At 74.5% G+C, this 20,737-nt stretch carries 19 protein-coding genes and 1 pseudogene; 8 read left to right on the top strand and 12 right to left on the bottom strand.

Going from position 1 to position 20,737, the window contains the following annotated elements; translation table 11 throughout:
- Positions 1–25 precede the first annotated feature (25 nt).
- On the bottom strand, positions 26–1,147 hold the full coding sequence (locus ACWGKI_RS07860) for a P1 family peptidase (protein WP_452186037.1): 1,122 nt from the start codon (positions 1,145–1,147) through the stop codon (positions 26–28).
- On the bottom strand, positions 1,144–1,623 hold the full coding sequence (locus ACWGKI_RS07855) for a MerR family transcriptional regulator (RefSeq protein ID WP_380242298.1): 480 nt from the start codon (positions 1,621–1,623) through the stop codon (positions 1,144–1,146). The genes ACWGKI_RS07860 and ACWGKI_RS07855 overlap by 4 nt, the downstream gene beginning before the upstream one ends.
- Before the next feature lie 93 nt (positions 1,624–1,716).
- Here ACWGKI_RS07855 and ACWGKI_RS07850 point away from each other — a divergent pair, with 93 nt between their 5' ends.
- The 3 genes from ACWGKI_RS07850 (at position 1,717) to ACWGKI_RS07840 (ending at position 4,038) form a co-directional block, all read left to right on the top strand.
- Positions 1,717–2,688, top strand: a complete 972-nt coding sequence (locus ACWGKI_RS07850; protein WP_452186035.1) for an NAD(P)/FAD-dependent oxidoreductase — start codon at positions 1,717–1,719, stop codon at positions 2,686–2,688.
- Positions 2,689–2,751: 63 nt separating this feature from the next.
- Positions 2,752–3,600, top strand: a complete 849-nt coding sequence (locus ACWGKI_RS07845; protein WP_452186033.1) for a hypothetical protein — start codon at positions 2,752–2,754, stop codon at positions 3,598–3,600.
- A 63-nt stretch (positions 3,601–3,663) separates the two neighbouring features.
- Complete coding sequence (locus ACWGKI_RS07840) at positions 3,664–4,038, top strand: MmcQ/YjbR family DNA-binding protein (RefSeq protein WP_452186031.1); 375 nt, start codon at positions 3,664–3,666, stop codon at positions 4,036–4,038.
- Between the two features lie 28 nt (positions 4,039–4,066).
- On the opposite strand, the gene ACWGKI_RS07835 is transcribed toward ACWGKI_RS07840, so the two are convergent.
- Entirely contained in the window at positions 4,067–6,385 is a 2,319-nt protein-coding gene (locus ACWGKI_RS07835) for a M28 family peptidase (protein ID WP_452186029.1), read from the bottom strand.
- A gap of 105 nt (positions 6,386–6,490) precedes the next feature.
- On the opposite strand from ACWGKI_RS07835, the gene ACWGKI_RS07830 reads away from it, so the two are divergent.
- The 4 genes and pseudogenes from ACWGKI_RS07830 (at position 6,491) to ACWGKI_RS07815 (ending at position 10,805) form a co-directional block, all read left to right on the top strand.
- On the top strand, positions 6,491–7,534 hold the full coding sequence (locus ACWGKI_RS07830) for an alcohol dehydrogenase catalytic domain-containing protein (protein WP_452186027.1): 1,044 nt from the start codon (positions 6,491–6,493) through the stop codon (positions 7,532–7,534).
- Between the two features lie 362 nt (positions 7,535–7,896).
- On the top strand, positions 7,897–9,093 hold the full coding sequence (gene corA / locus ACWGKI_RS07825) for a magnesium/cobalt transporter CorA (protein ID WP_452186025.1): 1,197 nt from the start codon (positions 7,897–7,899) through the stop codon (positions 9,091–9,093).
- Between the two features lie 164 nt (positions 9,094–9,257).
- Positions 9,258–10,097 (top strand): annotated as a pseudogene (locus ACWGKI_RS07820) (AI-2E family transporter); the annotation flags it as partial.
- Positions 10,098–10,343: 246 nt separating this feature from the next.
- Positions 10,344–10,805, top strand: a complete 462-nt coding sequence (locus tag ACWGKI_RS07815; RefSeq protein ID WP_452186085.1) for a YbaK/EbsC family protein — start codon at positions 10,344–10,346, stop codon at positions 10,803–10,805.
- A gap of 6 nt (positions 10,806–10,811) precedes the next feature.
- Here ACWGKI_RS07815 and ACWGKI_RS07810 read toward each other — a convergent pair whose 3' ends face one another.
- Positions 10,812–11,300 (bottom strand): TIGR03667 family PPOX class F420-dependent oxidoreductase, encoded by a 489-nt coding sequence (locus tag ACWGKI_RS07810; protein WP_452186023.1) that lies wholly within the window; start codon positions 11,298–11,300, stop codon positions 10,812–10,814.
- A gap of 86 nt (positions 11,301–11,386) precedes the next feature.
- On the opposite strand from ACWGKI_RS07810, the gene ACWGKI_RS07805 reads away from it, so the two are divergent.
- Positions 11,387–11,752 (top strand): VOC family protein, encoded by a 366-nt coding sequence (locus tag ACWGKI_RS07805; RefSeq protein WP_380242316.1) that lies wholly within the window; start codon positions 11,387–11,389, stop codon positions 11,750–11,752.
- A 20-nt stretch (positions 11,753–11,772) separates the two neighbouring features.
- Here ACWGKI_RS07805 and ACWGKI_RS07800 read toward each other — a convergent pair whose 3' ends face one another.
- From ACWGKI_RS07800 to ACWGKI_RS07765, 8 genes are all read right to left on the bottom strand, one after another.
- Entirely contained in the window at positions 11,773–12,183 is a 411-nt protein-coding gene (locus ACWGKI_RS07800) for a hypothetical protein (protein WP_452186021.1), read from the bottom strand.
- Positions 12,184–12,230: 47 nt separating this feature from the next.
- Positions 12,231–13,043, bottom strand: a complete 813-nt coding sequence (cofE, locus tag ACWGKI_RS07795; RefSeq protein WP_452186019.1) for a coenzyme F420-0:L-glutamate ligase — start codon at positions 13,041–13,043, stop codon at positions 12,231–12,233.
- Positions 13,040–14,044, bottom strand: coding sequence for a TIGR03557 family F420-dependent LLM class oxidoreductase (locus ACWGKI_RS07790; protein WP_380242323.1), 1,005 nt, complete (start codon positions 14,042–14,044; stop codon positions 13,040–13,042). The genes cofE and ACWGKI_RS07790 overlap by 4 nt, the downstream gene beginning before the upstream one ends.
- A gap of 71 nt (positions 14,045–14,115) precedes the next feature.
- Complete coding sequence (locus ACWGKI_RS07785) at positions 14,116–15,066, bottom strand: bifunctional helix-turn-helix transcriptional regulator/GNAT family N-acetyltransferase (protein ID WP_452186017.1); 951 nt, start codon at positions 15,064–15,066, stop codon at positions 14,116–14,118.
- A gap of 39 nt (positions 15,067–15,105) precedes the next feature.
- The gene (locus ACWGKI_RS07780; RefSeq protein ID WP_380242327.1) at positions 15,106–16,794 is read right to left on the bottom strand and encodes a dipeptide ABC transporter ATP-binding protein; all 1,689 of its coding nucleotides are present in this window, start codon (positions 16,792–16,794) and stop codon (positions 15,106–15,108) included.
- Positions 16,791–18,479 carry an ABC transporter substrate-binding protein gene (locus tag ACWGKI_RS07775; RefSeq protein ID WP_452186015.1) on the bottom strand — a complete coding sequence of 563 codons (1,689 nt, stop codon included), beginning with the start codon at positions 18,477–18,479 and terminating at the stop codon, positions 16,791–16,793. The genes ACWGKI_RS07780 and ACWGKI_RS07775 overlap by 4 nt, the downstream gene beginning before the upstream one ends.
- 81 nt (positions 18,480–18,560) lie before the next feature.
- Positions 18,561–19,553: an ABC transporter permease gene (locus tag ACWGKI_RS07770; protein WP_452186013.1), complete on the bottom strand. Its 993-nt coding sequence runs from the start codon at positions 19,551–19,553 to the stop codon at positions 18,561–18,563.
- The gene (locus ACWGKI_RS07765) at positions 19,550–20,497 is read right to left on the bottom strand and encodes an ABC transporter permease (protein WP_452186011.1); all 948 of its coding nucleotides are present in this window, start codon (positions 20,495–20,497) and stop codon (positions 19,550–19,552) included. Before ACWGKI_RS07765 ends, ACWGKI_RS07770 begins: the two co-directional genes overlap by 4 nt.
- Positions 20,498–20,737 lie beyond the last annotated feature (240 nt).

The following is a 20,737-nucleotide window of genomic DNA, read 5'->3' as shown; positions in this document are numbered from 1 at the left end:
TCGGCGGAGGTGGCGCCGTGCGGCGTCAGAGCATCGGCCCCGGCGTCCACCCGGCGGCACGCAGCCGTTCGAGCAGGGGGCGGTGCGGGACGGCGTACGCCGTGCCCCGATGGCCGACCGTCGTCGTGGCGGTGAGCACCGACGCGAGCAGCGCCTCCTCGACGGCGTCCATGGCGGCGGCGAACAGCGGGTCCAGCGCGTCGTCCGGCACGAGGGGCAGCGCCGGGTCAGCGGTGCTGAACGCCAGCCCGTAGTCGCCGCTGCCGTGGGTGAAGTCGGCGCCCACGCGGCCCATGGCGAACACCGCCCGGCGGGCGACGCGCTCCAGGCGGCGCGCGTCGAGCGGCGCATCCGTGGCGACGACGATCATGCAGGAGTTGCCGTCGATCGCCTCCGATCCGTTCGGCACTGCGTCAATCCCTTCGGCACGAAGACCTGCCAAAGGGATCGACTCCGTGCCGAACAGATCCGCGGCGGGCATCCGCACGCCTCGCACGGTGAGCGTGCCGGAGAAGTTCGACTGCACCAGGGCGCCCACGGTGCGAGCGGCACCCGCCACGTCCACCCGGCGCGACGCCGTCCCGATGCCGCCCTTGTAGCCGAGGGCGGTGGTGCCCGCGCCGGCCCCGACGCACCCCTGGGCGACCGGGCCGGGTGCCGCGCCGTCGAGCGCCGCCAGCACATGGGCCTCCGTGAGCGGGCGGGCGCGGATGTCGGACAGGTACCCGTCGTTCGTCTCCCCCACCACCGGGTTCAGGGAGCGCACCTCCTCGTACCCCGGCCACGCGAGCACGTGGGTCACCAGGGCGTCCGCCGCACGGAACGCCGACAGGGTCGCCGTGAGCACGATTGGCGTCTCGATCGCCCCCAGCTGCGCGACCTGCGTCGCGCCGACCAGCTTGCCGAAGCCGTTGCCGACGAACAGCCCGCAGGGCAGCGAGCGACGCTGTCCAGGACCCGCCCCGAGCACGTCAGGCACGACGGCGGTGACTCCGGTGTGCAGCCGCTCGCCGTCGTGCAGCGTGGTGTGCCCCACGCGCACGCCCGCGACGTCCGTGATCGCGTTCACCGGTCCGGTCGGCAGGTCGCCCACGACGACGCCGAGCTCACGCGGACCGGGGCGGGCGGCGCCCGCACCCGCCGTCATCGGTGCGTCCCCGCGGGGACGAGGGCCACCGGGTGCATGTCGCGCCACGTGCGGGTGCCGTCGACCAGGTCCTGGACGTGCTCGCGGAAGCGCGGGCAGGCCGCGATGTCGTGCGCCCGGCACGCCAGCGCATGCTCCGTCATGTGCCGGGAGCGGTCGATCTCCTCCTGGCGTCGGTCGAGCTCGGCAAGGTGCGCCGTGAGGATCTCGTGCCGGTCCCGCGCGCCCTGCCCGGACGACCCGGCGTCCAGCAGCACCTGGATCTGCTCCAGGCTCATGCCCGCGACCTTGGAGCTGAGGATCGTCGCGACGCGCACCACGTCGTCCGTCCCGTAGCGGCGCCGCCCCCCGGCGTCGCGCGACGGGGAGAGGAGGCCGACCTCCTCCCAGTAGCGCAGCACGTGCGTCTCCAGTCCGAACCGCTCCGCCAGCTCGCCGACGCTCCAGGTCGCGTCCTCGGCACCCCTTGACTTCATGTTGACATGAAGTCACAGGCTGGGGTCAGCACGCAAGCCCGACCATGCGACCCACCACACCACCGACCACGCCACGGACCACGAGGAGACCCCATGAACGCCACCCCCGGCACCGCGCCGCACAACACGCACGACACCCTGCACGACGTCGTGATCGTCGGCGCCGGCCCGGCCGGTCTCGCCGCCGCGCTGATGCTCGGCCGCACGCACCGCGACGTCGTCGTGCTCGACTCCGGCGTCTACCGCAACGACCCCACGGACGCGATGCACAACGTGCTCGGCTTCGACGGCGCGAAGCCGTCCGAGTTCCGCGCCGCGGCACACCAGACCCTCGCCGCCTACGACACGGTCGAGCTGCGCCGCGCGACGGCGCACGAGGTCGCGCCGCTCGACGCCGCACGCCCGGCGGACGGGTTCGTGGTGCGCACCGACACCGGAGACGTCGCCGCACGACGGCTGCTGCTCGCCACCGGCGTGCGTGACGAGCTGCCGGACACCCCTGGCCTGGACGCCCTGTTCGGCACGGTCGCCGCGCACTGCCCGTACTGCCACGGGCACGAGTTCTCCGACACCCCGGTGGCGATCCTCGGCGCCGGCCCGCACGCCCCGCACGTGGCCGGGCTGATCGAGCGCATCGCGAGCCGGGTCGTCGTCCTCGCCGACGGCGCCGACGTCGACCCGGAGCTCGCCGCGGCGCTGGCCGCGCGCGGCGTCGCGGTCCGGCCCGAGAAGGTGCTCCGCCTGGAGCCCGTGACGCTGCCCGGCGGCCACCCGGGGGCGCGCGCCGTGCTGGACGGTGCCGCGCCGGAGGAGCTCGGCGGCGTGATGGTCGCTCCGACGCTGCACCAGTCGGCTCCGTTCGCGGCACAGCTCGGCCTGGAGCTGCGCGCGTCCGGGTGCGTGGCCGTGGACGCGACGGCACGGACCAGCCTCCCTGGTGTTCTCGCGGCGGGCGACCTCGCGCACACCGCGGACTTCCCCATGCCCGTGAGCTCGGTGACCGCGGCGATGGCGGCGGGCCAGCTCGCGGCGGCGTCGATCGGCGCCGACCTGCTGGCGCACTGACGGTGGCGGGTCGCGACCCGGCCTCCCCGTCGCACCTCACGGCTTCGCACTAGGCTCGCCGGCATGACCTCACCGCAGCTCGTCTCGCTCGGCCCTGCTCCCCGACCCCGCACGGGGACCGACCTCGCCGACCGGCTGCGCTCCCTGGCGGCGCAGGCCGCCGGCACGGGCACGACGGGCCTGGACCGGGCCCGCGTGGCGGCAGCGCTGGACGGGCCCGACGTGGCCTCGCTCGAGGTGGACCTCACCGGCGTCGCCTTCGGCGCCCAGCAGAAGGTGCCGAGCATGACGTGGTCACCCGCGGTCGTGTCGCGCGAGGACGGGACGGTGCGGCACGTGCGTGTCGAGGCCCACCCCCTGACGGCCGTCGACCTGCCCGTCGACGTCCTGGTCGAGGCCGCGGGGCTGCGGTTCGTCTGGGTGGAGGGGACCGACGGGCAGGTCGGTGTGGGGACGGTCGAGCCGGACGACGCGCACCCCGTGACCGGGCAGGCCCGGGTCGCGGTCTCCCGCGCCGGCCTCGTCGCGACGGTGCACGGCCTGCTGGCGGTGTCGCTGCAGTCGCAGGGCATCACCCTCAGCGGCCTGGACGTGCAGATCGACTCGCACGGCCCGCGCGCGGCCGGCCTGCGGATCGACGCGAAGGTCCGCAAGGGCTTCCTCTCGGCCGCGGTGTCCGCGACGGCCTCGGCGTCGATCGACGCGGCGATGGTGCTCACCGTGGGTGACGTGCGGATCTCCAGCGGCAACCCGCTCGTCGCGGCCATGCTCGGCGTCGTGCGTGGCCGCGTCGAGGCCGCCACGAACCAGCGCCACGACCTGGCGGCCGCGCTGCCCCCCGGCGTCCGGCTCACGGACGTGCGCCTCGACGTCGGCAGCGACGAGCTGGTGCTCAGCGCCCGCCTGGGCTGACCCGGCCCGCACGCTGCCCCGCGGGTCGGCCCGGGTGTCGGACGGGCGTGGCACATTCGTCGTGTGCCCGACCGCCCTGACGTCCCGCCCGAGCTCGTGGAGCGGCTGCGCGCCCTGCTCCGGTTCCCGGAGTGCGCCGAGGAGGGCGCGTGGACCGGCGTCCGCTGGCGGGTGCGCCGCGCCACCGTGGCGCACGTCTTCGGCGGCGAGGACCAGCGGTTCCGCGTCACGTTCCGGGCCGACCCCGAGGAGGTGCAGGCCTTCGAGCACCTCGGCGGCCCGTACTTCCGCGCCGGCTGGGGCAGCAACGTCGTCGGCGTCGTGCTCGACGACGCGACCGACTGGGACGAGATGGCCGAGCTGCTGACGGACTCCTACTGCATCCAGGCGCCGCAGCAGCTCGCCGACGCCGTCGCCCGCCCGGAGCCTGCGGGGTGACCGGCCCTGCGACCCGCTCGGCCCGCCGTCAGAGCCGGACGGACGTCCCCACCAGCACCAGCTCGGACGTGTGCTCCCCGGCAACGCCCACGCCCGCGGGCCGCTCGACGAACCCGGGGAGCCCCTCGAGGCCGCCGCCGGCAGCGACGACGCGCAGGTCGAGCGGCTGGCCGGCCGGGACCGTGAGGACCACCTCGAACCCGTCCTCGCCGGGCGCGTAGAACCGGGTGTCGAGGACGCCGTCGTCGACGGGGACCTTGCGCCCGGCCACGGTCGCCGCCTCGACGCCCCGGGCGTTCAGCTGCACGTAGCGCAGGGCGTCGCTGGTGCCGATCTGCTCGCCCTTCCCGGGCGTGACCCGGAGGGTGAGCCGGCGGGCGTCGCCGTCCGGCACGGTGTCCGACACCTCCACGACCGGTGCGGGGAGGTCGGCGGCCTCGGCGTCGCCGGCCCAGACCTCCTCGGCGAACATGGGGAACTTCTCGGACAGGTCGGTCTCGGTGCTCACGTAGTGCGAGGTCCAGTCGCTGGGCGTCGCCTCGTCCGACACCCAGTGCGCGGTCCCCGTGTCGGCGTCCAACGCGTAGGCGAGGCGCGTGGGCTCGGGGTGCTCGGCGTCGAACGGGTCGACGACGAAGCCCACCGCCAGCGCCACGACGGCCACCGCGGCGCACGACCCCACCAGGCCGACCGCGAGGCGGCGACCACGCGGCAGCAGCAGCGCGAGGACCGGCGTGAGGGCCAGGCCGAGCAGCGCCGCCACGACGGCCGGGGCGGCGCCCGTGGCCAGGCCCAGGGCCGGGAAGAACAGCAGCACGATCGGCACGAGGACGACCACGCCCACCGCCGCGCCGAGGGTCACCGCCACCCGGCGGCCCACGGTGCCGCGCGCCACCGTGACGGCGACCAGGCCCGCGAGCGCGCCCGCGAGCGCCGGCAGCGCCGCGAGGTAGGAGCCGCCCGGCGTCACCGCGGCCAGCACGACGCCGAGGAGGGCGAGCCAGCCGAGCGCCCCGACGGCGAGCGCGGGGCCGCCCAGCGAGCGGCGCAGGCCGACGAACCAGGCGGTGACCACGGTAGCGACGATGCCGAGCAGGGCGACGCGGAACCCCCACGGCCGCCACGGGTCGAGCATCTCGGCGTAGCCGGGCCGCACGAGCGTCATGAACCACCACAGCGCCATCGAGCCGGCGACGGCGCCGACGAGCGGCAGCAGCGCGGAAACGAAGCCGAGCGCGAGGCGGCCTGCGCCGGTGCGCTCCCCGCGCACGTCGCCGCGGCGTGCCAGGACGACGGCCAGCGCGCCGACGGCGAGGACGGCCACGATCGCGAGGGGCCACACGAGCGACCCGGGGTAGCGCGCGAGCACGCGGCCGGGCAGCGGGAAGTAGGTGGCGTCGTCGGCGGCGGGCTCGGCGAGCGCCGCGGCGTCGCCGTTCCCGAGCTCGCGGGCGAGGGCGAGGGCGTTCGACCCGTGGTGCTGCAGGCTCGCCAGCGACATCCGCTCGGGGGTGTCCTGCGGCGCGTGGTAGGTCGCGGAGCCGTCGATGTACGCGGAGTTCAGTCCGGTGAACCGGCCGGCGGGGTCGTCGAGGAACGGCGAGAAGTCCGTGTCGTTCGGCAGGATCCGGTAGACCTCGACGGCGAGCGAGCTGCCGACGGGGTACGGCACCTTCGCGTACGCGTCGACGAGGGCGGCGTTCCCGTCGGACGTCTCGAACATGATCGCCGGGCCCGAGGACCCGCGGGCCTCGACGTTGACCACGACGCCGCCGCCCGCGGCGCGGGGGTCGGCGTGCGCGAACGCCTCGGCCCCGCACAGGCACGCCTCCTCGGCGTCGGTGAACACGAGGACGACGTCGTTGCGCAGGGGTGCGCCGGCGCCGAGGGCGCGCGCCGTCTCCAGCAGGGTCGCCACGCCGGCGCCGTCGTCGTTGGCGCCGTGCGACACCTCGGCCGAGTCGTAGTGGGCGACGAGGAAGACGGGGCCCGTGGAGTCGGTGCCCTTGATCGTGGCGACGACGTTGGTCGTGGCGGCGACCCGGCTCTGGTCGCCCAGGCGCCCGGACATGCCGACGCCCTCGGTGACGTCCGGGTCGAGCCCGAGGTCCCGCAGGTCGGCCACGATCTGGTCGCGCACGGCGGCCGCGGCGGCCGTGCCGTGCGGGTGCACCTCGGTGCCGATCGCCTCGACGGTCGCGAACGCGCGCTCGGCGCTGAACTCGTCCGCGGCCGTGTCGGCGGCCCGCGGTGCCGGCGGCAGCACCGACCACACGGCGAGCGCCGCGAGGACGAGGAGGAACAGGGTGCACGCGAGCGACGTCGCCCACGACCGGGTCTGGATCACGCGCGCAACCTAGTCGTGCGCGGGGTCCGTGGCCCAATCGTGACCCGCGGGCGCGCCGGGGGGCGACCCTCCCGAGGGCGGTACGGGGCGTGGTTGGATCGGCCGGTGCGCGCGATGACGTTCGACGAGTTCGGCGGGCCGGTCACGGTCCGCGAGGTGCCCGACCCCGCCGCCCCGCCCGGCGGCGTCGTGGTGCGGGTGCACGCCAGCGGCCTGTGCCTCAGCGACTGGCACGCCTGGGCCGGGCACGACACCGACATCACCACGCTCCCCCACGTGCCTGGCCACGAGCTGGCCGGCGTCGTGGCCGCGGTGGGCGACGGGGTGACGCGCTGGCGGGTCGGCGACCGCGTCACCTCGCCGTTCGTGTGCGGCTGCGGGCGCTGCGACTGGTGCCGGTCCGGCCAGGCACAGGTGTGCCCGGACCAGACGCAGCCCGGGTTCACGCACGCCGGGTCGTTCGCGGAGCTCGTCGTGCTGCACGCCGCCGACACGAACCTCGTGGCCCTGCCCGACGGCGTCGACGACGCCACCGCCGCGGGCCTCGGGTGCCGGTTCGCGACGGCCTACCGTGCCGTCGTCGGGCGCGCCCAGGTGGGCGCCGGCGAGCAGGTGGTCGTCGTGGGGGCGGGCGGCGTGGGCCTGAGCGCCGTGATGGTGGCCGCCGCGCTCGGCGCGCACGTGGTCGCCGTCGACCGTCACGACGGCGCCCTGGAGGCTGCGCGCCGGGCCGGGGCCGCGCACACCGTGCTCGCCGGCGACGGCGTGGACGTGCCCGCCGCCGTCCACGCCCTCACCGGCGGCTGCCACGTGAGCGTCGACGCCGTCGGTAGCGAGCGCACCTGCGCGGACGCGATCGGCAGCCTGCGGCGGCGCGGCCGGCACGTCCAGGTCGGGCTGCTGCCGCCGGTCGACGGTCACCCGCGGGTGCCGATGTCCCGCGTGATCGGCTGGGAGCTCGACGTGCTCGGCAGCCACGGCATGGCGGCGGTCGACTACCCGGAGATGCTGGCACGCGTCGCGGACGGCACCCTGCGGCCCGGCGACCTCGTCGACCGCGTCGTCGGCCTCGAGGAGGGTGCCCGGCTCCTGCCCGGGCTGCGGGACGACCCGCGCACCGGGATGGTGCTGGTCGACCCGCGCCGCTGATCGGGCCGCCGGGGACGACGTCGCGGAGATCACCCCGCTCGGGCGCCGGGGTCGTGGCCGGAGCGCTCCGGCGCGGATATGCTGGGCGGCGGCCTGAGCAGCAGCAGCGGCGGACGCCGCACACGACGAGGGAGGTGCACGCACATGACCCGTAGCGAGCCTCCCAGTAGTCCGAGCCGCGACTGACGGCTCCCCCGCCCGGCACGTCCGGGCGGCCGCGACGCGCGCAGACACCGCGTCGCACCACCGCACGCCACCCGTCCGAGGCCCTGGCCCGGACCTGACGCGGGCGCTCCCTGCCGAGCCGCAGTCGCGGGACCGACGCACGTCCGCCTCGTCCCTGCACGCCCTCGGAGTCCGCCATGTCCGTCACCCCTGCCCTCACCAGCGGCGCCCGCACGGTCCGCACCCGCCCCCTGCTCGGCGCCCTGCGCCCTCGCCGCGCCAACCCCGCCGCGGGGGCCGGTGGTCGCCTCGGGCGCGACGCCGACCGCGCCGACGCCGACCGCCTGGACCGGCGCGACCTGCCCGGCCGGTCGTCGATCGTCGAGGCCGCGCTCTACGACGCCGACGGGCGCCGGGTCGCCAGCTTCACCCGCCTCGCCGAGGTGTTCCGCGAGCTGCGCTCCCGCCCCGGCGGGATGGCGTGGATCGGCCTGGAGCGGCCCGACGAGACCGAGCTGGCCCAGCTGGCGCGCGAGTTCGACCTGCACCCGCTCGCCGTCGAGGACGCGATCGTGGCGCACCAGCGGCCCAAGATCGAGCGTTACGGCGAGACGCTGTTCGTCGTGCTGCACGCGGCCCGGTACGTCGACGCGACCGAGTCGGTCGAGTTCTCCGAGCTGCACGTGTTCGTCGGCCCCGACTTCGTCGTCACGGTGCGCCACGGGGCGTGCCCCGACCTCGCGGCCGTGCGCACCCACCTCGAGGCGCACCCCGCCATGCTCGCCCGCGGCCCGGAGTCGGTGCTGTACGCGATCGTGGACCGCGTCGTCGACGACTACGCCCCCGTGGTCGCGGGCCTGGACGCCGACATCGACGAGATCGAGTCGGAGGTGTTCGGCGGGGACGCGTCGGTGTCGCGCCGCATCTACGAGCTGTCCCGCGAGGTCGTCGAGTTCCAGCGGGCCGTGCGCCCGCTGCAGCGCGTGTGCGCCTCGCTCGCCAAGGGCGCGGAGAAGTACGGCGTCACCGAGGAGATGCAGGCCTACCTGCGCGACGTCGCCGACCACCTCACCGAGGTCGCCGACCGGGTCGAGTCGTTCCGCGCCGCGCTGCGCGACATCCTCACCGTGAACGCCACCCTCGTGGCCCAGCGGCAGAACGAGGAGATGACCCATCTGACCGAGGTGAGCATCCGCCAGGGCGAGGAGGTCAAGAAGATCTCCGGCTGGGCCGCCATCCTGTTCGCCCCGACGCTGGTCGGCACCGTCTACGGGATGAACTTCGACATCATGCCGGAGACGCACTGGTCGTGGGGGTACCCCGCGGCCCTCGTCGCGATGCTGGGCGTGAGCGTGGCGCTGTTCGCGGTGTTCCGCGGCAAGCGATGGATCTGACAGGCGTGCCCGGGCCCGCGTTCCGCGGCGGCTGTCGTTAGGGTCACGGGGTGACCTCGACCCCGGCGACCGTTCCCGGCACCCCGACCACCGACCACGACGGCCTCAACCCCGCGACCCGCACGCTGCTGTCCCTGGGGGCGGCCGTCCTGGTGCTGGCGGGCATGTACTGGGCGCGGGACGTCCTGGCCCCGGTCTTCCTCGCCGCGGTGATCGTCATCATCTGCCACCCGGTGCGGCGCCCGCTCGAGGCGCGCGGCTGGCCGCGGTGGCTCGCGACGACGGCCGTCATCGTCGTCGCGTACCTGATCCTCGCGGCACTGATCGCGATGCTCGTGTTCGCCGGGTTCCAGTTCGGCGGCCTGGTGCAGGACTACCTGTCCGAGCTGCAGCAGTCCGTCGACGACGTCGCGGCCCAGCTCTCCGCCCTCGGGCTCGACGCCCAGATGGCCGACGCCGCCACGTCGTTCCTCGAGCCGTCGCGCGTGCTCGCCGTGGCGGGGAGCGTGGGCAGCATCGCCCTGTCGATCGGGACGGCGCTCTTCTTCGTCCTGGCGTACGCGATCTTCATGGCCGCCGACGCCGCCCGCTACTCCACGGCGTCCCGCGTGTTCGGCGCGACCCACGGCGCGCAGATCGCCCGCGCCACCCGGTTCAGCTCCGGGGTGCGGCGCTACTTCGTGGTGAACGCGACCTTCGGCGCGGTCGTCGCCGTCGTGGACGGCTTCGCGCTCGCGCTGCTCGGCGTCCCCGCACCCGTCGTGTGGGCGATCCTCGCGTTCGTCACCAACTTCATCCCGAACATCGGCTTCGTGCTGGGCCTGATCCCGCCCGTCATCATGGCGTTCGTCGTCGGCGGCTGGCCGCTGGCACTCGCCGTCGCGGCGGTCTACTGCGTGGTCAACGTGGTGCTGCAGGTGCTGGTGCAGCCGAAGTTCGTCTCCGACGCGGTGAGCCTGAGCCTCACCCTCAGCTTCGTGTCCGTCGTCTTCTGGACGTTCGTCATCGGCCCGCTGGGCGCCATCCTCGCCATCCCGCTGACCCTCCTGGTCCGGGCGCTCGTTCTCGAGGGGGACCGCCGCACCGTCTGGCTGCGCTGGCTCTCCGGCGACGACGTGACGGCTGCCGACGAGCTCCCCGCAGCGCCGGAGCCCGCGCTCGCCGTCGCCCCTGCTGCCCCCTCGCCCGCTGCCGACACCCGCACCGACGACGCGTCCCGTCCCGCGCCGTCCCACCCCGCCGTCGACCGGGTGCGCGCCGCCCTTCGCGCTGCGGGCGCGGACGGCGAGGTGCGCTGGCTCGACGACCACGCGACGACGGCCGCCCGCGCGGCCGAGGCGCTGGGCGTGCCGGTCGGCGCGATCGCGAACTCGCTGGTCTTCACGCTCGACGGCGTGCCCGTCCTCGTCCTGACCAGCGGCGCGCACCGCGTGGACACCGACTTCCTGGGGTCGCGGCTCGGGGGCCGCCTGGCCCGCGCCGACAAGGACACCGTGCGCGAGGCCACCGGTCAGGTGATCGGTGGCGTCGCACCCGTGGGCCACCCCGCCCCCGTGCGCACGCTCGTCGACGAGGACCTGCGCGGACACGAGGTGGTGTGGGCGGCGGCCGGCCACGCCAAGACCGTGTTCCCCACCTCGTTCGACGAGCTGGTGCGCATCACGGGCGGGACGCCGACGACGGTCGTGCCGCCCGCGGAGCAGGAGTTGTAAGCACCTTCACCAGCCGCGCAGGCGGTCGGGCACCACGCGCAGCAGGACGCCGTAGTCCGCCCGGAACTCCCCCGGCGTCGTGCCGAGGCGACGGACCGGACCGGCGTACCTCGCGTCGAACGCGGCCGCCTCGTCGGCCGACAGGCCGCCGTCGTCGACGGTGGCGTGCCCGAGCAGCACGACGACGTCGTCGCCCACCTCGTCCGTGCCGAAGTGCAGCGCCACCCGCGGGGAGCGGCGCACGTTGCGCAGCTTCGCGGTGCCAGGCCGGGACAGCAGGACGATCTCGCCGACGCCCGCGCCGTCGGGGCGCCAGAGGAACCACACCGGCGTGGGCTGCGGCGTCCCCGCGGCGTCCACGGTGGTGAGCCAGACCACCTCCTCCGTGCGCAGCCGCTCCGCCGTCCGCCGACCGTGCGGCGTGGACAGGTCGACGGGCGCCGGGTCCAGGGTCGGGTTCGGGGTCGGCGCGGGTGGCGTGGGAGACGTCGTCATGGCAGCAGGGTCGCAGGTACGCCGACGCGTGCCTAGCGTGGGAGCGGGGCGACCTCCGCCCCGGCGACCCACGAAGGAGCACGACGATGGCTCACGGCGACATCACGCACATCGACATCCCCGTGGCGGACCAGGAGCGGGCCAAGGGCTTCTACTCCGGCCTGTTCGGGTGGGAGATCCAGGCACCGCCCGGCTTCGAGGACTACCCGATGTGGCGTGCCCCCAACCAGATCAGCGGCGGCGGCCTCGCGCCCCGCAGCGACGGGTTCGACCAGCCTCGCAGCTATGTCGAGGTGGACTCCATCGACGACGCCCTCGCGAAGGCGGCCGAGCTGGGCGGCACGGTGCTCATGGAGAAGTCGGAGATCAGCCCGACCAGCTGGTGGGCCGTGCTGCAGGACCCGGACGGGAACCGGATCGGCCTCTACGAGGGCACCACGGACGCCGGCTGAGCCGCCTGGCAGGTCGCCGGTCAGCCGGCGAAGAGGACGCGGCCGTCGGGGTCGCCCTCGCGGCGGGGGCGTAGCGCGTCCGGCGCCGGCCAGGGCAGCTCGAACCGCTCCACGGTCGCGTCGATGGCACCGAAGTCGTCGGTCTGGACCACCACGCGGTCGGGCGTGACCTCGACGAGCCGCACCCGCAGCGGGTCGGCCCCGTCACGTTCGAGCGCCCACACCTCCGCCATCCACGCCAGGCCGGTCGCCTCGAGCGCCTCCTCGGCGGCGGTCCAGTCGAGCGGCCCGCTCACGTCCCGGCCGAGCAGGGACACCGCCACCCAGTCCTCGCCGTCGGGGCGCAACCACCCCAGCGCCTCGCGGTCGTCGGGGCGACAGTGCTCGATCCAGTCGCCAGGGACGCCGGTGGGGCTCTCGAGGGCAGGCATGCGGGCACCGTAGGCGACCAGGCCCGGCCGGTGCGAGCGGAATCTCCCTAGCCGGCGTCGCCCGCAGCGCTCGCGCGACCGGCGGCGACGCCTCGCGCGTAGGCCTCGGCGCTGCCCTCCCGGAAGAGGTCGTCGGCGCTGGGCCGCACCAGGGAGCGAGCCCCAGGCCCGTCCGCGTCGGCCCCCTCCCCCGGGCGCACGTGCCGCGCGAGGCCCCGCACCACGGCCACCGGGCGGCCGTCCGCCTTGCCGCGCACCAGCTCGGAGGCGGCCGCCACCTCGTCCGCGACGGCTGTCACCGTCACCGACAGCGGACGGCCGTGCATGTCCACGCCGCCGCGCAGGTCGTCGACCACGTCGACCCCGGCCGCGCCGATCGCGATGTCGGTGAGACCGTCCCGCCAGGGTCGGCCCGCGGTGTCGGTGACGACCACGCCCAGCCGGTCCAGACCGAACCGTGCGCGCAGGGCGGTCCGCAGCGCACGGGCCGAGGCGTCCGGGTCCTCGGGGAGCAGCAGCACGGTCCCCTCCGGCGTGTTCGAGGCGTCGACCCCGGCAGCGGCCATGACCAGGCCCAGCCGGTTCTCCACGATGCGCAGCGGCGCCGCACCGCCGGGCCGCTCGCGTGTCGCGACCACGCGCACCGTCTCGTCGGTGATCGCCTGCTCGCGGTCGGCGGCGCGCACCACGCGTCCCTCCGCCTTGGAGACGATCTTCGACGTCACGACGACGACGTCACCCTCGACGAGGGCGTCGGCACCGGTGGCGTCCAGCAGGTCGCCGACCAGCCTGGCGAGGTCGTCCCCGGGACGGACCTCCGGCAGGCCGGGAGGGGCCCACGCGGACAGCCGCGCGGTCACCGCGCGAGCTTCGGGAGCACCTCGCGGCCGAAGACCTCGATCCACTCCTTCTGGTTGCGACCCACGTTGTGCAGGTAGATGCGGTCGAAGCCGAGGTCCACGTACTTCTGGATGGCGGCGCGGTGCTCGTCCGGGTCGGCGCTGATCACCATGCGGCCCTCGAAGTCCTCCGGGCGCACCAGCTTCGCCATCTGTGCGAAGTCGTGCGGCGAGCGGATGTCGGCCTTCGGGAACTTCATGCCGCCGTTGGGCCACTCCGTCATGGCGTTGGCGAGCGCCTCCTCGTCGGTGGCGGCCCACGACATGTGCACCTGCAGCACCTTCGGCATGCCCTCCGGGTCCCGGCCCGACTCGCGCACACCGTCGTCGAACTTGCCGAACAGCATCTCGATCTTCTCCAGCGGCGCCCCGACGGTGATGAGACCGTCGGCGTGCTTGCCGGCGCGCTTGGCGGTGATCGGACCGGCCGTGGCCACCAGGATCTCCGGGGGTACCTCCGGCATGGTCCACAGCCGCGTGGACTCCATCTTGTAGTACTGCCCGGAGTGCTTGACGTCCTTGCCGTCGATCCCCGACGCGAACAGCTTCTTGATGATGTCGATGGCCTCGAACATGCGGTTGATCCGCTCCGGGGCCTCGGGCCAGTAGCCCGCCACGACGTGCTCGTTCAGCGCCTCGCCCGACCCCAGGCCCAGCCAGTGCCGGCCGGGGTACATCGCGGCGAGCGTCGCCGACGCCTGCGCCACCATCGCCGGGTGCCAGCGGAAGGTCGGGGCCGTGACGCCGGGGCCGAGGTCGCCGCGGGTGCGCTCGCCCAGGGCCGTGAGGACGTTCCACACGAAGGCGGCCTCGCCCTGCTGCGGCACCCAGGGCTGGAAGTGGTCGGCCGCCATGACGCCGGAGAAGCCGTGCTCCTCCGCGTAGGCCGAGTACTCGACCACGTCGGTGGGGTGGAACTGCTCGAGCATCGCGGCATAGCCGATGGTGAGACCGGAAGGCATGTCCCGACCCTATCCCCGCCCACCGACCAGGTACCTGGTACCGGCCCGATCCGGGCCGCGCGACCCGGCGGTCACGCCAGGTGCTTGGCGAAGAAGTGCTCGGCGTAGGGGTTGTCGTTGTAGCGCGCGATGCGTCGGTAGCCGGCCCGCTCGTACATCGCGACCGCCTCGGTGAGCGTCCCGTTGGTGTCGAGCCGCACCTCGTGATGGCCGAGGTCGCGGCTCACCCCCTCCAGGTGGCGCAGCAGGCGGGACCCGAGGCCGGCCCCACGCCAGCCGGGGTGCACCCACATCCGCTTGACCTCGCCCACGCCCCCGTCCGCCCCTCGTGCTGCCGCACCGGACAGGGTGCGCACACCGCCGCAGGCCACCGGCTCGCCGTCGCTCGTGGCCACGACGAACGCGCCGGACGGCGGGGCGAGGCTCGCGGCGTCCGGGTCGGCCGCGCTCGCGGCCGGGCCCGGGTCGAACCCGCCCGGGAACCGCTCGTCGAGCTCGGCCACGTACGCCGCCACCGCCGTGCGCGCGAGGTCCGACGCCGGATCCACGCGCTCGATAGCGACGGTCGCGGCCCGCACCAGCAGGTCCGCCTCGGTCAGCGCCGCCGCGAGCCGGGCCCGTTGGCGCGGCGTGAGAGGCGCCACGAGGTCGCGGGCACGGTCGACGGACCGGCGCTCCAGGTCGTCCCAGGCGCGCCGGCCCGCGGGCGTGAGGTCCACACGGCGCCGCCGCCGGTCGTCCGCGTCGGGCACGACCGCGACGAGGCCGTCGGACTCGAGCCGCCGCAGCAGGCGGCTGAGGTACCCGGAGTCCAGCCCGAGGCGGGCGCGCAGGTCGCGCGTGGTGCCCGGCTCGGTGCCGACCTCGAACAGCAGCCGCGCCGTGCCCAGCGGCAGCCCGGTGCCCAGGAACGAGTCCTCGAGCGCACCGACCCGCTGGGTGTAGCTCCGGTTGAACCGGCGCACGACAGCCACCTGCCCGTCCACGCCGTCCGGCGCGGCGCCCTCCTGCATGTCTCCCATGTCTCTGACTCTAGTCAGAGAATCGGGGACGGGACAGGGTCAGGCGCCTGCCCGTTCCCGCCGCCGGCGCTCCTGGAGGTCCGGGTCCGCGACCGGCGCGGCCCCGACGAGCCTGCGGGTGTACTCCTCCTGCGGCGCGCCCAGCACGCGCGCCGTCGGACCGGTCTCGACGATGCGGCCCGCCTGCATGACGGCGACCCGGTCGCTCACCCGCTCCACCACGGCCAGGTTGTGCGACACGAACAGGCACGCGAACCCGAGGCGCGACTGCAGCTCGGCGAAGACCTCGAGCACGCGGGCCTGTACCGAGACGTCGAGCGCGCTCGTCGGCTCGTCGGCCACCAGCACGGCGGGGTCGAGGGCCACGGCGCGGGCGATGGCGACACGCTGGCGCTGCCCGCCGGAGAGCTCGTGCGGGTAGCGCACGGCGTGCTCCGCGCCGAGACCCACCATGTCGAGGAGCTCCAGCACCCGGGCGCGGTTCTCCGCCTCGCTCCCGGTGCGGTGCAGCCGCAGCGGCTCGGCCACGCACGCCCCCACCGACCAGCGCGGGTTGAGGGTCGAGGCCGGGTCCTGGAACACGATCCCCGTGCGGCGGCGCACGGCGCGCAGGTCGGCCCGCCGCGCCCCGGCCAGCTCGAGGCCGTCCACCACGACCCGACCCCGGTCGGGGACCAGCAGCCCGGAGACCACCTGGCCCAGCGTGGACTTGCCCGAGCCCGACTCCCCCACCAGGCCGAGGACCTCGCCCGCGGCGATCCGCAGGCTCACGCCGTCCGCCGCGCGCACGGGGGCACGGCGGCGGCCGCCGGGGTACACGACGTCGACGTCCTCGAGCACGACGACGTCCGCCGTCGCGCCGTGCGCGGGCGTCGTGGGTGTCGCAGGCGTCGCGGCCGCACGGACCGTGGCGGGCTCCTGCGCGAGCCGCCCCAGGTGCGGGACGGCGTCGAGCAGGGTCCGGGTGTACTCCTGGCGGGGCGCGGCGAACAGCTCGCGCACCGGCGCCTGCTCGACCACCCGCCCGTCGCGCATGACCACGACGTCGTCCGCGAGGTCCGCGACCACGCCCATGTCGTGGGTGATGAGCAGCACCGCCGTCCCGCGGGTGTCGCGCAGCCGCCGCAGCAGGTCGAGGATGTCGGCCTGCACCGTGACGTCGAGCGCCGTGGTCGGCTCGTCCGCGACGATCGCGACCGGGTCCTGCGAGAGCGCCATCGCGATGAGGGCGCGCTGCAGCTGCCCGCCCGACAGCTGGTGCGGGTAGGACCGCGCGATCCGCTCCGGCTCGGACAGGCCGGCCTCCCGCAGGAGCCCCAGCACGCGTTCGCGCGCGGCAGCGTGGGGCACGCGGGCGTGCGCCCCCACGGCCTCCGCCACCTGGTCGCCGACCGTGAGCACGGGGTTCCAGGCGCTCATCGGCTCCTGCGAGACCAGGGAGAACACGGCACCGCGCACCGCCCGGAACTCCTCCGGGCTCGCGCCGACCAGCTCGGCGCCGGCGTACCGGATGCTGCCCGTCACGGTGGCGCTCGACGGCAGGAGACCGAGCACCGCCATCGCGGAGACCGACTTCCCGGAACCGGACTCCCCCACCAGCGCCGTCACCTGACCGGGGTGCAGGGCCCAGGACGACCCGTCGACCGCGGCGGCGCCGGCGTCCTCGAACACGACGGACAGCCCCTCCACCTGCAGGAGGGGCTGCCCGTCGCGCGTGTCGGTGCTCACTGGGCCAGCGAGACCTTGAGGTAGTTCGGGTAGGCCGGGAAGTCCGGGATCTCGAAGTTCTGCACCTTGGAACCGTGCAGGAAGGAGTTCTTCGTGTAGATCAGCGGGACCACCGGGGCGTCCTCGAGGATCGCCTTGTCGGCCTGGGCCCAGATGCCGGCCGCAGCGTCGGCGTCGGTCTCCGCGGTCGCCTGCTCGATGAGCGCGTCCACGTCCTCGTTCGAGTAGCGCGACAGGTTGTACCCGCCGTTGCCGATCTGGGACGTGGCGAACAGCGGCTGGATGTTGCCGTTCGCGCTGGGGAAGTCCGGCTGCCACGACGAGAGCGTGAGGTCGTAGCCCGACCCGTCGCCCTGGGTGACCGTCTGGGTCCACACCTCCGACGCCTGCGGCACGATCTTCACCGTGAGCCCGGCCTTCGCCAGGCCCTGCTGGACCGCCTGCGCCTGGGCCCGCGAGGTCGGGTCGTCCTGGACGACGAGCCGCAGGGTGCGGTCCTTCCAGCCGGCGTCCGCCAGCAGGCCCTTGGCCTTGTCCGCGTCGCCGGAGGGGTCCGCCGGGTACAGGTCGAAGTCCTCGCGGCCCGGGATCCCCGGGGTGATCAGCGTGGTGGCGATGTCACCGGCGATCGCACCACCGGAGGCCACGAGGAACGCCTGCTTGTCGACGGCGTACTCGATCGCCTCGCGCACCTTCGCGTCGTCCAGGCCGTCCGCCTGGGTGTTGATCGCGAGGTACGCCAGCGCGCCCGGGCCCGAGGTGACGAGGCGCTCCTTGGCGGCGGCGTCGTTCTGGACCTGGGCGAGCTGGGCGGCGGGGACGAAGGTCGCGCCGAACGCGTTCTGGTCGTCGCCGGCGTCGGCGATGAGGCGCTGCGCCACGACGGTCTCGTCCTGGCCCAGCTCGAACACGATCGAGTCGGGGCCGGCGGTCCGGACGTCGTCCGTCGCCGCGTCCCAGCTCTTGTTGCGCTCGAGGGTGACCGAGGTCCCCTCCTTCGTCTCGGCGACCGTGTACGGGCCGGTCGCGACCGGCTTCGTGGCGTACGTCGAGACGTCGTCCTTCGCCTCGGGCACCGCCCCGAAGGCCGGCATCGACACGATCCACGGCCAGTCGCCGTAGGCGCTGTCCAGGTGGAAGACGATCGTCTTCTCGTCGGGCGTCTCGATCGAGTCGAGCTCCTTGCCGTCGTACGGCCCGGTGTAGTCGTCGCCGCCCGCCAGCAGGCTCTTGTGGTAGCTCAGGCCGCCCGACAGCTCCGGGGCGAACGAGCGCTCCACCGAGTACTTGACGTCCTGGGCGGTGATCGGCGTGCCGTCCTCGAACGTCACGTCGTCCTTCAGCGTGAAGGTCCAGGTCTTGCCGTCGTCGGAGGCGGTGCCGGTGTCCGTGGCGAGGTCGGGCACCACCTCGGTGCTGCCGTCGGGGTTGGTCTGCCACGCCGTGAGGCGGCGCTCGACGAGCCCGAGCGTGGTGATGGCGAGGTTCTGGCTGGTCGCCGGGTCCCAGTTCACGGAGGGCGCCGACGTGAGGATGTGCAGCGTGCCGCCCTTCTGGACGGCGGTCGGGCTGCCGGTCGTGCTGTCGTCCTGCTCGTTCGCGCCGCACGCGGTGAGCACGAGCGCGAGCGCGGCGACGGCGGAGACGGCGCCGACGGTGCGTCGGCGGGCGAGGTTGCGGGTCATGGTCTCTCAGGGCCTCTCGGGGAGTTCGTCAGGGTCGGGGCGGCGCGACGCGGGGACATCGCCCGGCGTACGGCCGGGCGCTCATGCGCGCACCCGCGGGTCCATGACGCCGTACACGACGTCGACGAGCAGGTTCGCGACCACGATGAGGGCCGCGGAGAAGAACGTGACGCCCACCAGCAGCGGGACGTCCGTGTTGCCGACCGCGTCGAGCAGCAGCGCGCCCAGCCCCGCCATCGAGAACACCTTCTCGGTGATGACCGTGCCGCCGAGCAGCACGCCGAGGTCCAGGCCGAACAGCGTGACGACGGGCACCAGCACGTTGCGCAGCGCGTGCCGGGTCACGACGCGTCGTTCGGTGATCCCCTTGGCGCGCGCCGTGCGGACGTACTCCGACCCGAGCGCGTCGAGCATCTGGGCGCGGGTGAGCCGGGCGTAGATCGCGGCCGAGAGGAACGCGAGCACGCACCACGGGAGCACCAGGTGCCAGGCCCAGTCCACGGGGCTGGTCGTGAACGGCACGTACCCGTTCACCGGAACCATGTCGAGCGTGAAGCCGAACAGGAGGATGCCGAGCAGCCCGACGAGGTAGCTGGGTGCCGAGACACCCGTGATCGCGGTGATCATGATGGCGCGGTCGGCCGCCGTGCCACGGCGCACCGCGGCCACGACTCCCCCCGCCACCCCGGCGAGCAGCCACAGGACGGCCGCCCCGATCGCGATCGAGAAGGTGACCGGCAGCCGGCCGACGATGAGGTCGGTGACCGGCTGGCGCAGCACGAAGGAGTAGCCGAGGCACGGCGCCGGGCACGAGATCTGCGCGCCGGCCGAGCCGAACGTGCGGCCGGTGAAGATGCCCGTGACGAAGTTCCACCACTGCACGACGAAGTTCTGGTCCAGCCCCATGAACGCGCGCGCCGTCTCGAGCCGCTCCGGGGTGCACGGCCGCCCGCAGGCGAGCTGTGCCGGGTCGGCCGGCAGCAGGACGAAGACGGCATAGGTCAGCAGGGACACCGCGAGCAGCACGAAGACCATGCTCCCGACGCGGGTGCCGAGGAACCGCAGGGCGTTCACTTGCGGCCTCCGGAGCGCGGGTCGAGGGCGTCGCGCAGACCGTCGCCGAACGCGTTGAACGCGAGCGTGATGCCGAACAGCGCGAGGCCGGGGAAGAGCAGGTAGATCGGGTCGGAGCTGATCCAGGTGACGGCTTCGCCGATGGAGCGGCCCCACGACGGCGTCGGAGGCGGGACGCCGACGCCCAGGAAGGACAGCGCGGCCTCGGCGCCGATGGCGCCCGGGATGCTGATGGTCGCGAAGACGACGACGGTCGCGGCGAGGTTCGGCAGCACCTGGCGGAACAGGACGTGCCCGTGGCCGGCGCCGAGCGCCTGGGAGGCCCGCACGAAACCGCGGGTGCGCAGCCCGAGGGCCTGTCCCCGCACGACGCGCGCCACGGACGACCAGCTGAAGAACCCGATGACGAGCACCAGCAGGAGGATCCGCGGGAAGGACTGCGGGGCGACGGCGCCGACGGCGATCATGAAGATCAGCGCGGGCAGGCCGAGCATCACGTCGACGCCGCGGCTGATCACCCAGTCGACCCAGCCGCCGAGGTAGCCGGCCAGGAGCCCGAGGACGGTGCCGATGAGCATGGAGATGACCGTGGCGCCGATGCCGACGAGCAACGAGGTGCGCGAGCCCATGAGCACGATCGCGAACAGGTCGCGCCCGGTGAGCGGCTCGACGCCGAACCAGTGCTCGGCGCTGATGCCGTTGCCCCAGCCGGCCGGGGCGCCCGTCTCGTCGAGGGCGGCCAGGTCGTAGGTGTAGGGGTCGACGCCGAGCAGGTGGGTGATGAGCGGCGCGAGCAGGGCGAGCAGCACGTACAGGACCACGACCGCCGCGCCGGCGACGGCGAACCGGTCCCGGGCGAAGCGGCGCCAGAACGTGCGGCGTCCGGCAGCGGGCGCGGGCTGACCCTCGGGCACGACCAGCTCGTCGGCGTGGTCGAGCGTCATGGGTGCTCCTCGGGTGTCAGGCGGGCAGGGCGAAGCGGCGGCAGCTGCACCGACAACACATCGCCTGCATCTCGTCCTCCCGGGACGTCGAGCCGGTGCCGCGGGGGGCGACCGGACGATTCGAGGTGGCGCCCGTGGGGCACCGGCCGTCACGATACGACTGTTCCGGGCCCCGTCAGGACACCCGTCCACACTATGACACAGCCATCCATCACGTGAGATCTCGGTGCGCCGAGCGCC

The sequence above is a fragment of the Isoptericola sp. NPDC055881 genome (genome assembly GCF_053615895.1).
The sequence above is the reverse complement of the archived record's forward strand: the minus strand, read 5'-3'. Positions and strand labels throughout refer to the sequence as shown.